General features: G+C 64.1%; 16 protein-coding genes. 10 read left to right on the top strand and 6 right to left on the bottom strand.

Annotated elements, in window-relative coordinates; translation table 11 throughout:
- Window positions 1–11: 11 nt before the first annotated feature.
- The 6 genes from HF916_RS27565 to HF916_RS27540 all read left to right on the top strand — a co-directional run bounded on the left by HF916_RS27565 (window position 12) and on the right by HF916_RS27540 (window position 5475).
- Window positions 12–338 carry a UxaA family hydrolase gene (locus HF916_RS27565; RefSeq protein ID WP_168791887.1) on the top strand — a complete coding sequence of 109 codons (327 nt, stop codon included), beginning with the start codon at window positions 12–14 and terminating at the stop codon, window positions 336–338.
- Between the two features lie 42 nt (window positions 339–380).
- Window positions 381–1700 (top strand): UxaA family hydrolase, encoded by a 1320-nt coding sequence (locus tag HF916_RS27560; RefSeq protein WP_168791886.1) that lies wholly within the window; start codon window positions 381–383, stop codon window positions 1698–1700.
- Between the two features lie 194 nt (window positions 1701–1894).
- Window positions 1895–2935, top strand: a complete 1041-nt coding sequence (locus tag HF916_RS27555; protein ID WP_168791885.1) for an aldo/keto reductase — start codon at window positions 1895–1897, stop codon at window positions 2933–2935.
- A 7-nt stretch (window positions 2936–2942) separates the two neighbouring features.
- Complete coding sequence (locus HF916_RS27550) at window positions 2943–3773, top strand: amidohydrolase family protein (RefSeq protein WP_168791884.1); 831 nt, start codon at window positions 2943–2945, stop codon at window positions 3771–3773.
- Window positions 3774–3816: 43 nt separating this feature from the next.
- Window positions 3817–4560, top strand: coding sequence for an SDR family oxidoreductase (locus HF916_RS27545; RefSeq protein ID WP_168791883.1), 744 nt, complete (start codon window positions 3817–3819; stop codon window positions 4558–4560).
- A 66-nt stretch (window positions 4561–4626) separates the two neighbouring features.
- Window positions 4627–5475: an ureidoglycolate lyase gene (locus HF916_RS27540; protein ID WP_168791882.1), complete on the top strand. Its 849-nt coding sequence runs from the start codon at window positions 4627–4629 to the stop codon at window positions 5473–5475.
- Between the two features lie 160 nt (window positions 5476–5635).
- Here HF916_RS27540 and HF916_RS27535 read toward each other — a convergent pair whose 3' ends face one another.
- The 3 genes from HF916_RS27535 to HF916_RS27525 all read right to left on the bottom strand — a co-directional run bounded on the left by HF916_RS27535 (window position 5636) and on the right by HF916_RS27525 (window position 7904).
- A complete protein-coding gene (locus HF916_RS27535; protein ID WP_168791881.1) occupies window positions 5636–6988 on the bottom strand; it encodes a pyridoxal phosphate-dependent decarboxylase family protein in 1353 nt (450 codons plus the stop codon).
- Window positions 6989–7046: 58 nt separating this feature from the next.
- Window positions 7047–7349, bottom strand: a complete 303-nt coding sequence (locus HF916_RS27530; RefSeq protein ID WP_106281679.1) for an ArsR/SmtB family transcription factor — start codon at window positions 7347–7349, stop codon at window positions 7047–7049.
- Window positions 7350–7469: 120 nt separating this feature from the next.
- Window positions 7470–7904 (bottom strand): PaaI family thioesterase, encoded by a 435-nt coding sequence (locus tag HF916_RS27525; RefSeq protein ID WP_168791880.1) that lies wholly within the window; start codon window positions 7902–7904, stop codon window positions 7470–7472.
- A gap of 269 nt (window positions 7905–8173) precedes the next feature.
- Between HF916_RS27525 and HF916_RS27520 the strand changes: the two genes are divergently transcribed.
- Window positions 8174–9796, top strand: a complete 1623-nt coding sequence (locus HF916_RS27520) for a methyl-accepting chemotaxis protein (protein ID WP_168791879.1) — start codon at window positions 8174–8176, stop codon at window positions 9794–9796.
- A 112-nt stretch (window positions 9797–9908) separates the two neighbouring features.
- On the opposite strand, the gene HF916_RS27515 is transcribed toward HF916_RS27520, so the two are convergent.
- The gene (locus HF916_RS27515) at window positions 9909–10112 is read right to left on the bottom strand and encodes a cold-shock protein (protein ID WP_007178724.1); all 204 of its coding nucleotides are present in this window, start codon (window positions 10110–10112) and stop codon (window positions 9909–9911) included.
- Between the two features lie 218 nt (window positions 10113–10330).
- Here HF916_RS27515 and HF916_RS27510 point away from each other — a divergent pair, with 218 nt between their 5' ends.
- A complete protein-coding gene (locus HF916_RS27510) occupies window positions 10331–10606 on the top strand; it encodes a hypothetical protein (RefSeq protein WP_012428697.1) in 276 nt (91 codons plus the stop codon).
- A gap of 99 nt (window positions 10607–10705) precedes the next feature.
- On the opposite strand, the gene HF916_RS27505 is transcribed toward HF916_RS27510, so the two are convergent.
- Window positions 10706–11029 carry an HNH endonuclease gene (locus HF916_RS27505; RefSeq protein WP_168791878.1) on the bottom strand — a complete coding sequence of 108 codons (324 nt, stop codon included), beginning with the start codon at window positions 11027–11029 and terminating at the stop codon, window positions 10706–10708.
- A gap of 60 nt (window positions 11030–11089) precedes the next feature.
- On the bottom strand, window positions 11090–12199 hold the full coding sequence (locus HF916_RS27500; RefSeq protein ID WP_168791877.1) for an AGE family epimerase/isomerase: 1110 nt from the start codon (window positions 12197–12199) through the stop codon (window positions 11090–11092).
- 278 nt (window positions 12200–12477) lie between these two features.
- Between HF916_RS27500 and HF916_RS27495 the strand changes: the two genes are divergently transcribed.
- Window positions 12478–13164 carry an MgtC/SapB family protein gene (locus HF916_RS27495; RefSeq protein ID WP_168791876.1) on the top strand — a complete coding sequence of 229 codons (687 nt, stop codon included), beginning with the start codon at window positions 12478–12480 and terminating at the stop codon, window positions 13162–13164.
- A 132-nt stretch (window positions 13165–13296) separates the two neighbouring features.
- On the top strand, window positions 13297–14664 hold the full coding sequence (locus HF916_RS27490; protein WP_168791875.1) for a hypothetical protein: 1368 nt from the start codon (window positions 13297–13299) through the stop codon (window positions 14662–14664).
- Window positions 14665–14674 lie beyond the last annotated feature (10 nt).

Genomic DNA, 14674 nt, shown 5'->3' with positions numbered 1-14674 from the left:
GGAGAACTCATTTGACCAGCCGCCCGTTGCAAACCGACCCACGCCTGATCCTGCTAAGCCCCGCCGACAACTGCCTGATCGCGGCGGCGCGCCTGGACGGCGGCACGCAGGTCGAGATCGAAGGCGAGCGCGTGACGCTCACTAAAACCATCGAACTCGGTCACAAGGTGGCGCGCCATGAACTCGCGAAGGACGACAAGGTGCTGCGCTACGGTGCAGTGATCGGTCACGTGACAGAAGCAGTGGCACGCGGTGCGCATCTGCATACGCACAACCTCGAAAGCGATTACCTGCCGACGTACACGCACGACGCGGGCCACGAATTCGTCCATCACTGATGTGAGCACAATGACGTGGCCTCGCGCCGCGCTGGAACGATCATGACTGACACTTCCGTAGCATCTCTACCTGTCGCCGCGCAGCAGCCCACGCTTCAGGGCTATCTGCGTCGCGACGGCCGCAAGGGCATCCGCAATGTGGTCGCGGTGGCGTATCTGGTCGAGTGCGCGCATCACGTCGCGCGCGAGATCGTCACGCAGTTTCGCGAACCGCTCGACGCCTTCGACGATCCTTCCGCCGAACGCGAGCCGCCTGTGCATCTGATCGGCTTTCCGGGCTGCTATCCGAACGGCTACGCCGAAAAAATGCTCGAGCGGCTCACCACGCATCCCAATGTGGGCGCGGTGCTATTCGTGTCGCTCGGTTGCGAGAGCATGAACAAGCACTATCTGGTGGACGTGGTGCGCGCAAGCGGCCGTCCCGTCGAAGTACTGACGATCCAGGAAAAGGGCGGCACGCGCAGCACGATTCAATACGGCGTCGACTGGATTCGCGATGCGCGCAAGCAACTCGCCGCGCAGCAGAAAGTGCCGATGGCGCTGAGCGAACTGGTGATCGGCACGATCTGCGGCGGCTCGGACGGCACCAGCGGCATCACGGCGAATCCGGCGGTGGGCCGCGCGTTCGATCATCTGATCGACGCGGGTGCGACCTGCATCTTCGAAGAAACCGGCGAGCTGGTGGGCTGCGAATTCCATATGAAGACGCGCGCGGCGCGCCCGGCGCTCGGCGATGAAATCGTGGCTTGCGTCGCGAAGGCGGCGCGCTATTACTCGATTCTCGGCCACGGCAGTTTCGCAGTCGGCAACGCGGACGGCGGACTCACCACGCAGGAAGAAAAATCGCTGGGTGCATATGCGAAGAGTGGGGCGTCGCCGATTGTCGGCATCATCAAGCCCGGCGACATTCCGCCGACCGGCGGCCTGTATCTGCTCGACGTGGTGCCGGATGGCGAGCCGCGCTTCGGTTTCCCCAACATCAGCGACAACGCGGAGATCGGCGAACTGATCGCCTGCGGCGCGCATGTGATTCTGTTCACGACCGGACGCGGCTCGGTGGTCGGCTCGGCGATCTCGCCGGTGATCAAGGTGTGCGCGAATCCCACGACGTATCGCAATCTCTCCGGCGACATGGATGTCGATGCAGGCCGCATTCTCGAAGGCCGCGGCACGCTCGACGAAGTGGGCCGCGAAGTGTTCGAGCAAACGGTGGCGGTGTCGCGCGGTGCCGCTTCGAAGTCGGAGACGCTGGGTCATCAGGAATTCATCCTGACGTACAAGACGTTCGAACCGGTTGGACCGGCTTGCCTGCCGTCGAGCGCCGCAGTGCAGCATCGGGTCGTCGCGATCGAGCCGCACTGAGCGGCTGCGTCTAGCCGCGCGGTCCTGGCGGCAAGCAGTCTGTACACACCGTGGGCAAACCCCGCCCATGCATGGTAAAACACAAGCGCGGATGGGATCTGAGTAAGCGCTAAAGCGCTAACTCAGGTCGACACCGCATAAGATCTGAGTAAGTGCTGAAGCACTAACTCAGATCGACACTGGAGACGCGCTCAATGACCGCAACGATCGGATCGAAGATCGGGCAACGGCGCCACCTCGGCCGCGGGCCGCTGCAGGTGACCGGTTTGGGACTCGGCACGGCGCCGCTCGGCGGCCTCTACCGCGATCTGTCCGACGAAGAAGCTCACGCCACCATCGCCGCCGCGTGGGACGCCGGCGTGCGCTATTTCGACACCGCGCCGCATTATGGCAACACGAAAGCCGAGCATCGTCTGGGCGATGCCTTGCGGCGCTATCCGCGCGCCGACTATGTGTTGTCCACCAAGGTGGGGCGCCGTTTCGTGCCGCGCACCACGCCTTTCGACGACAAGGAAGGCTGGCAAAACCCGCTCCCCTTCGAAGCGATTTACGACTACACGCACGACGGCATTCTGCGTTCGTTCGAAGACAGCCAGCAGCGCCTCGGCATCGTCGATATCGACATTCTGCTGGTGCACGATATCGGCCGTGTCACGCACGGCGACAAGCATCCCCATTACTGGCGGCAACTGACCGAAGGCGGCGGCTTTCGCGCGCTAAACACGTTGCGCTCGACTGGCGCGATCAAGGCGGTCGGGCTCGGCGTCAACGAAGGCGCGGTCATACTCGACGCGATGGCCGAGTTCGATATCGATTGCGCGTTGCTCGCGGGCCGTTATACGCTCCTCGAACAGACCACGCTCGACGACCTGTTGCCGGCCTGTGAAAAACGCGGCGTCAGCATCCTGTTAGGCGGCGCGTTCAACTCGGGCATTCTGGCGCGCGGCGTCGAAGGCGATCTGAAATTCAACTACGGCGAGGCGCCGCCCGAAGTGATCGAGCGCGTCGCGCGGCTGGAAGCGGTATGCCGTGCGCACGGCGTGCCGCTCGCGGCCGCCGCCTTGCAGTTTCCGTATGCGCATCCGGCGGTCGCCACGGTGTTGACCGGCGCGCGCAGTGCCGATGAATTGCGCGAGAACGCCGCGTCGTTCGAGAAGCCGATCCCCGCGGCCTTGTGGTCCGCGCTACGGGACGAAGGTTTGCTCGACAGCCGCGCGCCCGCGCCAGAGGATTGAGTTGACGATGCCTATCGATGCCCACCAGCACTACTGGGATCCCGCTCGCGGCGATTACGAGTGGCTCACGCCGGAACTGAAAATCCTGTACCGGACGTTTGGCCCGGAGGATCTCAAGCCGTTGCGCGAACGCGCGGGCATCGAACGGACGGTGGTGGTGCAGGCGGCGCCGACCATCGACGAAACGCGTTATTTACTGGACCTGGCGCGCCATGAGCCGTCGATTGCGGGCGTGGTCGGCTGGGTGCCGTTGTTGCTGCCCACGGCGCCGCAGGTGATCGAAGCGCTGGCGCATGAGCCGAAGTTCAAGGGCGTGCGGCCGATGCTGCAGGATTTGCCGGACGACACGTGGATCGCGAACCCCGATCTCGCGCCGGCAATCAAAGCGCTGATTGCACACGACCTCGCCTTCGACGCATTGATTTACGCGCGCCACGTCGAGCCGTTCGAAACTTTCGCGACGCGCTTTCCGGCGCTGCGCATCGTCGTCGATCATGGGGCGAAGCCGCCCATCCGCTATGGACGCGCGGGCTATCCAGGCTGGGCCGACGCGATCACGCGGCTCGCGCAACTGCCGCACGTGCATTGCAAGCTGTCGGGCCTCGTCACCGAGGCGTCACCCGGCTGGACCGAGGAAACGCTGCGCCCGTATATCGACCATCTGCTGAAGTCCTTCGGTCCGGCGCGTTTGATGTGGGGCAGCGACTGGCCGGTGCTCGACCTGAACGGCGATTATCTGCTCTGGCATTCGGTGGCGAACACCTTGCTCGCCTCCTTGAGCGACGCCGAGCGCGAAGCGGTTTTCGGCGGCAACGCCGCCGCGTTTTATCGACTGTGAATTCCGAAAGAGACAAGCAAAGCCCATTCAACTGGAGTCGTAGATGACACAAAGACTGGCCGGCAAGACGGCCCTGATCACGGCGGCAGGACAAGGCATCGGACTCGCCACCGCCGAACTCTTCGCACGCGAAGGCGCGCGTGTGATCGCCACGGATATCCGCATCGACGGACTCGCCGGCAAGCCGGTCGAGGCGCGCAAGCTCGACGTGCGCGACGACGTGGCGATCAAGGCGCTGGCCGCCGAAGTCGGCGCGATCGACGTGCTGTTCAACTGCGCGGGCTTCGTGCACGCGGGCAACATTCTCGAATGCAGCGAAGAGGATTGGGACTTCGCCTTCGACCTGAACGTAAAGGCGATGTACCGCATGATCCGCGCGTTCCTGCCCGCCATGCTCGACCACGGCGGCGGCTCGATCATCAACATGTCGTCGGCGGCGTCGAGCGTGAAGGGCGTGCCGAACCGCTTTGCGTATAGCGCCTCCAAGGCCGCGGTGATCGGGCTGACCAAGTCCGTTGCTGCGGACTTCATCACGCGTGGTGTACGCTGTAACGCGATCTGCCCAGGCACGGTGGCTTCGCCGTCGCTCGAACAGCGGATCGTCGCGCAGGCTCAGGCGCAAGGCGCGTCGCTGGACGCCGTGCAGGCGGCCTTTGTGGCGCGTCAGCCGATGGGCCGCATCGGCAAGCCGGAAGAAATCGCCGCGTTGGCGCTGTATCTCGGGTCCGACGAGTCGTCGTTTACGACGGGCCACGCGCATGTGATCGACGGCGGCTGGTCGAACTGATAGACGCCGACGTATGCCGACGCACGCTGAACCACGAACCGAACACCACTGAAAGGAAGTGCCAGGATGAAACTGCTTCGTTATGGGCCGAAAGGCCAGGAAAAGCCGGGCTTGCTCGACGCGCAAGGCAAGATTCGTGATCTGTCGAACGTGGTCGCCGATATCGACGGCGCCGCGCTGACCGACGAAGGTCTCGCCAAACTGCGCGCGCTCGATCCGGCCTCGCTGCCGCTGGTCGAAGGCAATCCGCGCTTGGGTCCGTGCGTCGGCAAGATCGGCAAGTTCATCTGCATCGGCTTGAACTACGCGGATCACGCGGCGGAATCGAATCTGCCGGTGCCCGCCGAACCGGTCATCTTCAACAAGTGGACGAGCGCGATCAGCGGCCCGAACGACGATGTCGAAATTCCGCGCGGCTCGAAGAAAACCGATTGGGAAGTCGAACTCGGCGTGGTGATCGGCAAGCCGGCGAAATATATCGACGAAGCCAACGCGCTCGATCACGTCGCCGGATACTGCGTGATCAACGACGTGTCGGAACGCGAATGGCAGATCGAAAAGGGCGGCACGTGGGACAAGGGCAAGGGCTTCGACACGTTCGGCCCGATCGGCCCGTGGGTCGTCACGCGCGACGAAGTCGCCGATCCGCAGAACCTGAGCCTGTGGCTCGAAGTGGACGGTCATCGCTATCAGAATGGCAACACGAAGACGATGGTGTTCGGCGTCGCGAAACTGGTTTCGTACGTATCGCAGTGCATGAGCCTGCAACCGGGCGACGTGATTTCGACCGGCACGCCGCCGGGCGTCGGCATGGGCGTGAAGCCGAATCCGGTGTTCCTGAAGCCGGGCCAGACGATACGTCTGGGTATCGAAGGTCTGGGCGAGCAAACGCAGAAGACGTACGCGGCGGAGTGATTCACGCTAGCGGGCTTCGCGAGACATGAAGAGAGGCGGTTCCTGTGTCGAGCAGGAACCGCCTTTTTGTATCCGCCGATGCCGTTATTCGCGCTGTTCCATGAGCAGTCGCGCGGGCGGCGCGGCTAAGCGATCGACGTGCGCGTCTTCGGCGCGCCGCTCAGTCGCGCTGTTCGGCGAGCAGTCGCGTAAGGAGCGCCACTAACTGATCGACGTGCGCGTCTTCGGTGCGCCACGACGACACGCTGATGCGAAAGGCCGGCCGGCCTTGCCAGACGGTCTGGCCGAACCACGTTTCGCCCGACGCCTGCGCCGCTTCGCGAACCGCGACCGTCTGCGCGTCGACCTTCGCGCGCACCAGCACCTGGTTCAGCACCACGCGGTTCAGCACCTCGAACCCGGCGGCGCGCAGACCTTCGGCGATCCGCGCAGCCTGCGCGCAATGCCGGTCCACCATCTCCTGCACGCCGCTGCGCCCGAGCGAACGCAGCGCCGCCCAGATCGGGATGCCACGCGCACGGCGCGAGAACTCGAGGTTCACGTTCTTCTGCGCGTCATGCGCGCCCGTCAGATAGACCGCGTCGCTGTTCATCGCCGCCGACAGCGCCTGCGCGTCGCGGCAGATCGCCATGGCGCCGTCGTAGGGCGTGTTGAGCCACTTGTGGCCGTCGGTGGTCCAACTGTCGGCGCCGTCGATGCCATCGGTCAGCGCCCGTTTCGACGAGGCTCGCGCCCACAGACCGAACGCGCCATCCACATGAACCCACGCGCCGGCCGCCTTGGCGCGCGGAATCAGTTCCGCGAACGGATCGAACTCGCCGGTGTTAACTTCGCCCGCTTGCACGCAGAAGATCGTCATGTCGTCGAGCGGCGGCAACTGCGCGGGGTCGATGCGGCCATGCTCATCGACTGGCGCGCTGATCACACGCTTCATGCCGAAGCCGAGCACGCGCAGCGCTTTCTTCACCGTGATGTGAGCCATCTCGGAGATCACGACGCGCACCGGCGGCGCGCCGTCGAGGCCGTCGTTGTCGAAATCCCAGCCCTTGCGCGCGAGCAGCGCGCGCCGTGCGGCCGCGACGCAAACAAGCGTGCACGCCGTCGCGCTGGTGCCGAAGCCGATCGCCGCTTCGCGCGGCAGATCCAGCGCGTCGAGCACCCAGCGCGCCGCGATTTTCTCCAGCGTAGCCGCGACCGGCGAGTTGTCGAAGGTCGACGCGCACTGGTCCCACGCGCCCATCAGACGCTCGGCCGCCGCCGCAGCCGGCAGCACTGCGCCGATCACGAAGCCGTAATAGCGCGGATCGTTCGAGGCGACCGTGCCGGGCGAACCACTTTCGTCGAGCAGACGCAGCACGTCGGCGGGCGCGTGGCCATGTTGCGGGAAGGCTTCGTCGAAGGCGGCGAGTTGCGCGAGCGCGGCCGCGTCCGGAAACACCCGGCGCTTGCCGATGCCGGCAAGGTAAGCGTGCGCGCGTCGGTCGGCGTCGGCGGCAAGTGCGAGTTCGTCCATGTGGCTCCCTGAAGTATCGATAACGTGATGGCGCGGTAGCCTGAAGAAGACCACGCGCCTAAAGATTCGCGAGATCGCGGCCGAGCTTCTGCAACTCGGCGTCGATGCGCTTGTAGTACGTGAATTTGCCGATCCGCTGCGCGCGCACGAGTCCCGCGTCGGCGAGGATGCGCATATGACGCGTGGTGGTGGCGGGCGCAATGCCGAGCTTGTCGGTGATAAACGTGCAGCACACGCCGACCGTTTCGATATCGGCGTGGTCCTGATACGGGAAATGCCGCGTCGGCTCTTTCAGCCAGCGCATGACGGCGAGCCGACTGGCGTTGGCGAGCGCGTTGATACGGGTGAGTTCATCTGTCATGAAGAGGTGCGCCGAACGGAGCCATGGATCGATAACGTTTCGTATATTAGCTAAATGACGAAACGTGGACAAGCGCCTTCATGGCGGCGCAATGTGCTTTAGCCAAGGGGTGCGGCGGCGTCAGCCCGGGTGTTCGTGGTCGCCGTTCTCGCTGATCCGGTTGACCGTGCCTTGTGCGACGGCAATCAGCTTCTCGCGATTGCCTTCCATCACATACACGTTGCATTGACAGGTCGCCTGATGCTGACCCGCGTAGACGACCTTCGCACGAGCGATCAGCGTGCCGTTGATGGCCGGCCGCAGGTAATTGATCTTGTATTCCCCGGTCACGACCTTCGGCCCGAGCAGCAGCGCGCCCGCGAAGGTCAGCGCGTTGTCGGCGAGATAGCTGATGACGCCGCCATGCACGAAGCCGTGCTGCTGCCGCAGTTCGTCGCGGATCCGCAAGCTCAGCGTGAGTTCGCTGGTGCTTGTGTGCATCAACTCTGCGCCTAACAGCATGCTGAACGGCTGGGCATGCAGTGCGCCGCGCGCCCGGTCGAGGAGGTCGGTCATTGTGATTCCTTCGGGCGTGGCCCGCATTGGCAATCCGCACTGGCCTGCGTCGTGCAGTCCCTACCCACTCTAGGAAGCGCGCACGCACCGCGTCAAGGTGAATCGGTAATCTGCGCAGCGCATTGTTGCGCGAAATGATCGCAATAGTGACGTTGGCCGATGAAAAGGGGGCGTAAGACGATCTTTGACGGAATTGGCCTCAAGCACGGCGCGCTCATGCCGTTAACCCTGACGTAGGTCCCGTCATTCTTTGTCTTCAGGTATTCACGATGTTCAGCAAGATCAAGGTCGCATCCGGCCTGTTGTGTGTTCTGGCCGCGTTCTGCGTTTTCCAGCTTGTCACGGTGGGGTTGGGGTTCTGGTCGCTCACGCGTACGCATGACGACGTGGGCGATCTGTCGAACATCGCCCTGAAGCAGGTGGACGCAGTCAACGAAACGACCCAGCATTTGATGGACGCGCGCATCAACCTGTCGCGCGCCGGTACGCGCATGGTGCGCGGCGGCTCTGAGCCGACCGATATCGTGCAGCACGCCCGCGAACAGTTGACGGCCGCCGACCAGTCGTTCGCGGCCTTCATGAGCGCGCCGAAGACCGGCGACGAAAACGCCACCCGCGCCGCCGCGCTCGCCGAGCGCTACAAGAAGCTGCACGACGCGCTCGCGGAGCTGGTGCAGTTTCTCGATTCGAACAACATTCAGGCCTTCCTCGATCAACCGACGCAGTCGTTCCAGGACGCGTACCTCGGCGAGTCGCACAACTTCGTGCAGTTCGGCAGCGCCGCGAGCCGTGCGTCGCTCGATTCGATCGATACGCGCATGGCGACCTTCCGCGCCGTCAGCATCGTGATCCTGCTGGCGCTGGTGGCCGGCACGTTCGCCGTGTACGCGGCGCTGCGCCGCGGCGTGGTGGCGCCGCTGGAAGAAGCAGGCCGTCACTTCGACCGTATCGCGCAAGGCCGTCTCGACCAGCCGATCGCCGCGCGCGGCACCAATGAAATCGGCCGGCTGTTCTCGGGCCTCGCGAAAATGCAGGCAAGCGTGGCGCGTACCGTGCAGACCGTGCGCGAATCCGCCGACTCGATCCACCTCGGTGCCGACGAAATCGCGACCGGCAACGCCGATCTGTCGGCGCGTACCGAAAACCAGGCGGCGTCGCTCGAAGAAACCGCGTCGAGCATGGAGGAGCTGACGGCTACCGTGCGCCAGAACGCCGAACACGCCCGTGAAGCCAACGCGCTCGCCGAAACCGCGCTCGAAGCAACCTCGCGAGGCAGCGAAGTGGTCAACGAGGTGGTCGACAAGATGCGCGGCATTGCCCAGAGTTCGGACAAGATTGCCGAGATCATTTCGGTGATCGACGGTATTGCCTTCCAGACCAACATCCTGGCGCTGAATGCGGCCGTCGAAGCGGCCCGCGCGGGCGAGCAAGGGCGCGGCTTTGCCGTGGTGGCGGGCGAGGTGCGTGGCCTCGCGCAGCGCAGCGCGCAATCGGCGAAGGAAATCAAAACCCTGATCAGCGAATCGGTCGCCGAGATTCAGGGCGGTTCGACGCTGGTCGAGCACGCCGGCGCAGCGATGAGCAACGTGTCCGCATCGATTTCGCGCGTCACGCAGATGATGGCGGAAATCAGCGCGTCGTCGCTCGAACAGAGCACGGGCATCGAGCAGGTCAATCAGGCGGTGGTGCAGATGGACGAGATGACGCAGCAGAACGCGGCGCTCGTTGAAGAGGCTGCAGCGGCGGCGGCTTCGCTGCATCAGCAGACGCAGCAATTGAAGCAGGCCGTTTCCGTCTTCGAAATTTCAGAATCTGTGTTGCGGATGCAACAAATCGACGAGACACGCGGGCAGTCGGCCGATTTTTCGTTGTCGGGTATGCGCGCAATTTAGACCGCGCGAGCGCTCAAAAAGAAAACGTCAGACAAAGAAAATGGCCCGCCGAAGCGGGCCATTTTGCATTAGACGCAAGCGCCTAAGGGTGCCTCAACGTACCTGACGGTACTTAGGCCGGCTGGATGTTCGCAGCTTGCTTGCCCTTCGGGCCTTGCTTAACTTCAAACGTCACTTTTTGGTTTTCCTGCAGGGACTTGAAGCCGCTGCCTTGAACTTCCGAAAAGTGCGCGAACAGGTCTTCGCCGCCGTCGTCCGGCGTGATGAAGCCAAAGCCCTTTGCATCGTTAAACCACTTCACAGTACCTGTTGCCATTTTTAATCCAGTAAATGTTGTGTGTTGCGTTCGCGACCGCTATTTCTACACACGTGATCGAGCGCGAAGTGAGAGTTGTATCACGTCTTTATGACGGACGCCAATCAACCAGTATTCGGGTATTCCCAGGCTCCGGCTTTTTTGAGGCCTGGAAAGCAATTGGAAGGCTGTTCCCGCGGGTAGGGTAAACTGCTCGTATTACTCTTCCAGGAAAAACATTGACACATTATTTGCAAGAAGAACTTACCTCGTTCTGGAGTCGTTTGACCCCTTATCTGGCGATTTTGGAGTCTAAATCACCTCAAGAAGGCGCTCCGGACCCGGTCGGCCGTATCACGGTCGACACCGAAGACCGCCAGGCTTTCGCCCTCCACGTCACCGATCAGAAGCCGCACGGCGACACGTCGGACACCCCCACCGGGCACAGCGCAACTTATATGCGTTTTAAATCTGCCGACAGCGGCTGGAGCCCCTGGCAGCGCGAAGAGTATTGATGGACCGGGCGTTCGGCTTTTGTGTCCTCGTCCCGTCGTGAGATCGCGGCCGGCGTTCAGCCGGCTTCGCGATCGGTCCGGTCCCTGGCCGTTCGACCCTTAGCTTTTGCGCCCGCTGCGGCGCGTGCGCTCGTAGAAATCATTCGGCTTAGTGCGAACCCAGCGGACGAAGGTGCGTACCGCCTCGTCGCTGAGGAGCGCGTCGACCGTCGAATAGCGCTGCGCCAATTCGGCTTCCGAAAACAGCGCGTGGAGCTGACGATGGCAAATGCGGTGCAAGGCGGCGACTTCCTTGCCGCCTTTCGTTTTCGGCACCCAATGATGCAAGTCGCGTTGGCTCGCCGGGATTGGCCGGCCGCATAGCGGGCAGATTTCGTCCGCAGGCGGTGGTCGATACCAGGGTTCGGCGAATTTCTTGGCCATGGCCAGGATGGCTAGCGAAGTTGAGACGTCCGCGCGTCGTGAGACATTTGCCGACGGCGTTCAGGCCGGCAATGCCTCGTAGGCGGTCGCGAGGTGATACGGCGTGGTCGACGGCATGTCGGCGCGCGCCACTTCACCCGCCGGCGTTTTGCATTCGAACCAGCCCTGCGGACGCAGAAACCGTTGCTGGAACAGTTCGATTTGCCGGGGCAGCGCGGCGCGCGCCGCCGGTTCGCCGTGGCTCGCCAGTGCGCGTAGATATTCGGTTTGGGCCCAGATCCGTTGGGTCGCGTCCTTGATCCGGCCGGTTTCGTCGAGCGAGGCGTACACGCCGCCGGTTTCCTGGTCCACGCCATGTTGCTCCGCGAAGCTGAACGCACGCGGCATCGCTTCGGCGAGACCCGAGCCTTCGAACACGGCGCCCGCCTGTTTGACCAGCCAGAACCATTCGAACTGGTGCCCGGGTTCCAGACGGTTGTCGTCCGCGCCGATCGGCAATTCGGCGATGCAGCCCGTGGGCGCATGCACGAAGCGCCGCGCGACTGCGCCGGCGAGGCGCCGCAGCGCGGCGTCGAAAGCGTTGTCGTGCGTGGCTTCGCGAGCAGCCAGCCAGGCTTCGGTCAGGTGCATCAAGGGGTTCTGGATCGGCGTGCCCATCACGCTGGCGAAATCCGCGGTCAACGCTGCGTTGAACAGATCGTCCTCAGCGGCGAAGTTCGACTGGATCAGCGCGGACGTGCGATGCACGATTTCCAGCGCGTCGTGATTGCCCGACCGCCGGGCATACTCCGCGCACGCAAACACCACGAACGCGTGCGTGTACAGGTCCTTGGTGGTGTCGAGCGGTGCGCCTTGCGCATCCACGCTGTAGAACCATCCACCGTGGCGCGTGTCCTGAAAGGTATGCATCAACGAGTCGAACAACACCTGCGCATGGGCTGCGTCGCCTGCTTGCGAGAACACGAACAATTGCCGCGCGCAGGCCATCGCCCGGTAGCGCTCGGCGGGCAGCGGCTGATGATTCTCGGCGCTGACCGCTTCGTAGGGCAGCTTCAGTGCGGTGTTGAAACCCGGGCCGCGCCAGATCGGCAGCACCACGCCGGCGAAGTGATCGCGCAGACTGGCAGCGAGTGCGATGGTGGAAGCGGCGGGTGGGTTCATGCTCTGCATAGTCAAATGGGGCGAACAGGGTATTTCGAAGCGAAGCGACGGCGGACGTGTTTGTTGTTCCGCGGCCTGAGATTCAGCGCGGCGCAGTTGCCGGCGAACCTGTCGACGAGCGTGGATGCTACCTGTTTTGCAAACCGGCAACCGCAAAATCAGGACAGCGACTAGCCGTGCGACCCGCCTCGCGATGTGCGGCCTAGCATAAAGCAAACGGGTCACACTGGCACTGCATCACCGGTGCGGAAACTACTTCAAATAATTTCCGGTAAGGAGGAAAAACAATGCTGGGGAATTTCGAACTCATCGCCCGTCTGATGGTGGCCGCGGCGCTCGGCAGCGTCATCGGCTTCGAGCGGGAGCGGCTTTCGTGGGCCGCGGGGCTGCGCACGCACATGCTGGTGTGCGTCGGTTCGGCACTGATCATGATCGTCTCGGCGTATGGTTTCGCGGAAGTGCTGACCGGCGACCACGTCGTGCTCGATCCTTCGCGGATGGCCGCGCAGGTGGTGTCGGGCATCGGCTTTCTCGGCGCGGGCTCGATCCTGCTGCGCGGCGAGATCGTGCGCGGGCTGACGACGGCGGCGAGCCTCTGGTCGGTCGCCGCCATTGGTCTTGCGGTCGGCGGCGGGCTGTACACAGCGGCGATCGCGGCGACCATCATCATTCTGATTATCCTGGCCGGCATCAAGCCGCTTGAGCGCCGCTTCATCACCGTCAAGCAACGGCGCCAACTGACGATGATCGTCGAGCGCGGCGCCATGACGTTCCACTCGCTGCACGACGAACTCGGCGCCGCGAGCCCGCGCGTCAAGCAGTTCGTGATGCAGCAAAGCGAGGACGCGCCCGAGTGCGATGAAGTGGTGATCACCTTGCATCGCGTGTCGAATATGGAATATGAGGCGATCTGCGGGCGCTTGCGTCAGCTGCACGGCGTCAAGCAGTTCCGGCAGGACGACACGGCTTCCTAAAAACGGAAAATCCCCGCCGAATGGCTTCGGCGGGCGCGGGCGGCCATGCGACAATGCGGTCTCGAAAAATTCCAACGGCATTGACGAGCGGTGCTCGGCGCCCGCTTTCCGGCGACGACCGCTTTTTTCTCTATGGCAGATTCCGTAGCATCCCCGCAGTCCCGGCCTCAGCGCGCCGCTTCGAAGAAGCGCCGCCAGGCCACCGTCTCGACCGAAACTGAAAACAAGCTGGCGCGCGCCGCGCGCTCGGCACAACGCCTCGCGCAACTGAGCAACGCCTCCCGCGACGACAGCACGCTCGATCTGTTCCCCGACGATCCCACGCGCGCCACGCTGGAAGCGATGAATATCGACATCCGGCAAGGCACGCTGCATGGTTTCGAATTGCCCGATGTGGTGTTGGCCGCGGTCGGCGCGACCGATGCCGCTGACAACGCGTTGGTGGACGCACGGGCTGCGCGCCGTGCGCCACGCGCTGCGAAGCCCGACGACCTACCGGTGCCGGTCAACGCGCTGTTGAGCGGGCTCGAAATCGAGCCGTTGGTGGTGGCTTCGCCGGCTGGCGAACTGGTTTTGGGCGATGCGAAGCCGGCAGCGGACACTGCCGCGTTTGCCGAAGAGAAATCGGCGGCCCCGGCGCGTGATGCATCGGCGCCGCTTGCCCCGGCGATGGCGGCAGCGACCGTGGCGCGCAGCGTGACCGCGCTGCGCCAGGCGGCCGAGCCGGATGGGATGGTCGGCACGGCGGTTGCGTCGACCGCTGGCGGTGTCAAGGCGCCGCAACGCTTCGCGGCGACTTTTGCCAAGGCGGCCTCGGCTTCCGGTTCGGCTTCGGTTTCCGGTTCGGCTTCGGCTTCGCAAGAACCGGCTGCGGTCGCGGGCGGCGCGGCGGGCACAACGGATGAACCGGCGTCGGCACAACCGGACGCTGCTACTGAAGGTTCGAAGCCGGGCGCAGAGGCGTCGATGAATTCATCGGCGTCCGCGCAGGCTAACGCCGCGTTCGCCGCGCCTTGGCGGGAAGCCCGGCGTGCCGAAGCAGCCGCGGCTGCGCTGCGCGCCGCGCCGGAACTCGATCGCGCGCGGGCAACCGCCTTCGCCGATACCGTGGACGCGCTCTATGGCGTGATCGCCGATCAGCGCCACGCCGCGACCGATCATTCGCGGCGCATGAAATGGATGTTGTCGATCGTGGTGGGCGCGTTGCTGGTGACGGTCGCGATCGGCATCACGCAAACCGTGCTGCTGATGCGCCTCACGCGCGAGACCACCGCCCAGCAGCACCGGATTGAGCAGATGATGCAGAACCAGCAGGCAGCGATGGCCAGTTTGCTCGACACGCACATGGCGATGGCGACCGCAGCCGCCGCCAATGCCGCTTCCGAGGCGGCTGCGGCTGCGCCCGCCGCGCCACAGCAAGCCACCGCCACGCCGGCGCATGCGAGGCGCGCCGCGCGAGCGCAGCATGTACATAAGCAGAAAGCGGTTACCCCGCACTGACAGTCAGTGC

The sequence above is a fragment of the Paraburkholderia aromaticivorans genome (assembly GCF_012689525.1).
In the GTDB taxonomy this organism is placed as follows: Bacteria; Pseudomonadota; Gammaproteobacteria; order Burkholderiales; family Burkholderiaceae; genus Paraburkholderia; species Paraburkholderia aromaticivorans_A.
Note: the sequence above shows the minus strand (reverse complement) of the source record. Positions and strands in the feature narration are given on the sequence as shown.

Coding starts and splice junctions, on each gene's coding strand:
- HF916_RS27555 (WP_168791885.1), top strand. CDS start 1,895: ATGACCGCAACGATCGGATCGAAGATCGGGCAACGGCGCCACCTCGGC.
- HF916_RS27540 (WP_168791882.1), top strand. CDS start 4,627: ATGAAACTGCTTCGTTATGGGCCGAAAGGCCAGGAAAAGCCGGGCTTG.
- HF916_RS27550 (WP_168791884.1), top strand. CDS start 2,943: ATGCCTATCGATGCCCACCAGCACTACTGGGATCCCGCTCGCGGCGAT.
- HF916_RS27505 (WP_168791878.1), bottom strand. CDS start 11,029: ATGGCCAAGAAATTCGCCGAACCCTGGTATCGACCACCGCCTGCGGAC.
- HF916_RS27545 (WP_168791883.1), top strand. CDS start 3,817: ATGACACAAAGACTGGCCGGCAAGACGGCCCTGATCACGGCGGCAGGA.
- HF916_RS27520 (WP_168791879.1), top strand. CDS start 8,174: ATGTTCAGCAAGATCAAGGTCGCATCCGGCCTGTTGTGTGTTCTGGCC.
- HF916_RS27515 (WP_007178724.1), bottom strand. CDS start 10,112: ATGGCAACAGGTACTGTGAAGTGGTTTAACGATGCAAAGGGCTTTGGC.
- HF916_RS27495 (WP_168791876.1), top strand. CDS start 12,478: ATGCTGGGGAATTTCGAACTCATCGCCCGTCTGATGGTGGCCGCGGCG.
- HF916_RS27530 (WP_106281679.1), bottom strand. CDS start 7,349: ATGACAGATGAACTCACCCGTATCAACGCGCTCGCCAACGCCAGTCGG.
- HF916_RS27490 (WP_168791875.1), top strand. CDS start 13,297: ATGGCAGATTCCGTAGCATCCCCGCAGTCCCGGCCTCAGCGCGCCGCT.
- HF916_RS27525 (WP_168791880.1), bottom strand. CDS start 7,904: ATGACCGACCTCCTCGACCGGGCGCGCGGCGCACTGCATGCCCAGCCG.
- HF916_RS27560 (WP_168791886.1), top strand. CDS start 381: ATGACTGACACTTCCGTAGCATCTCTACCTGTCGCCGCGCAGCAGCCC.
- HF916_RS27535 (WP_168791881.1), bottom strand. CDS start 6,988: ATGGACGAACTCGCACTTGCCGCCGACGCCGACCGACGCGCGCACGCT.
- HF916_RS27500 (WP_168791877.1), bottom strand. CDS start 12,199: ATGCAGAGCATGAACCCACCCGCCGCTTCCACCATCGCACTCGCTGCC.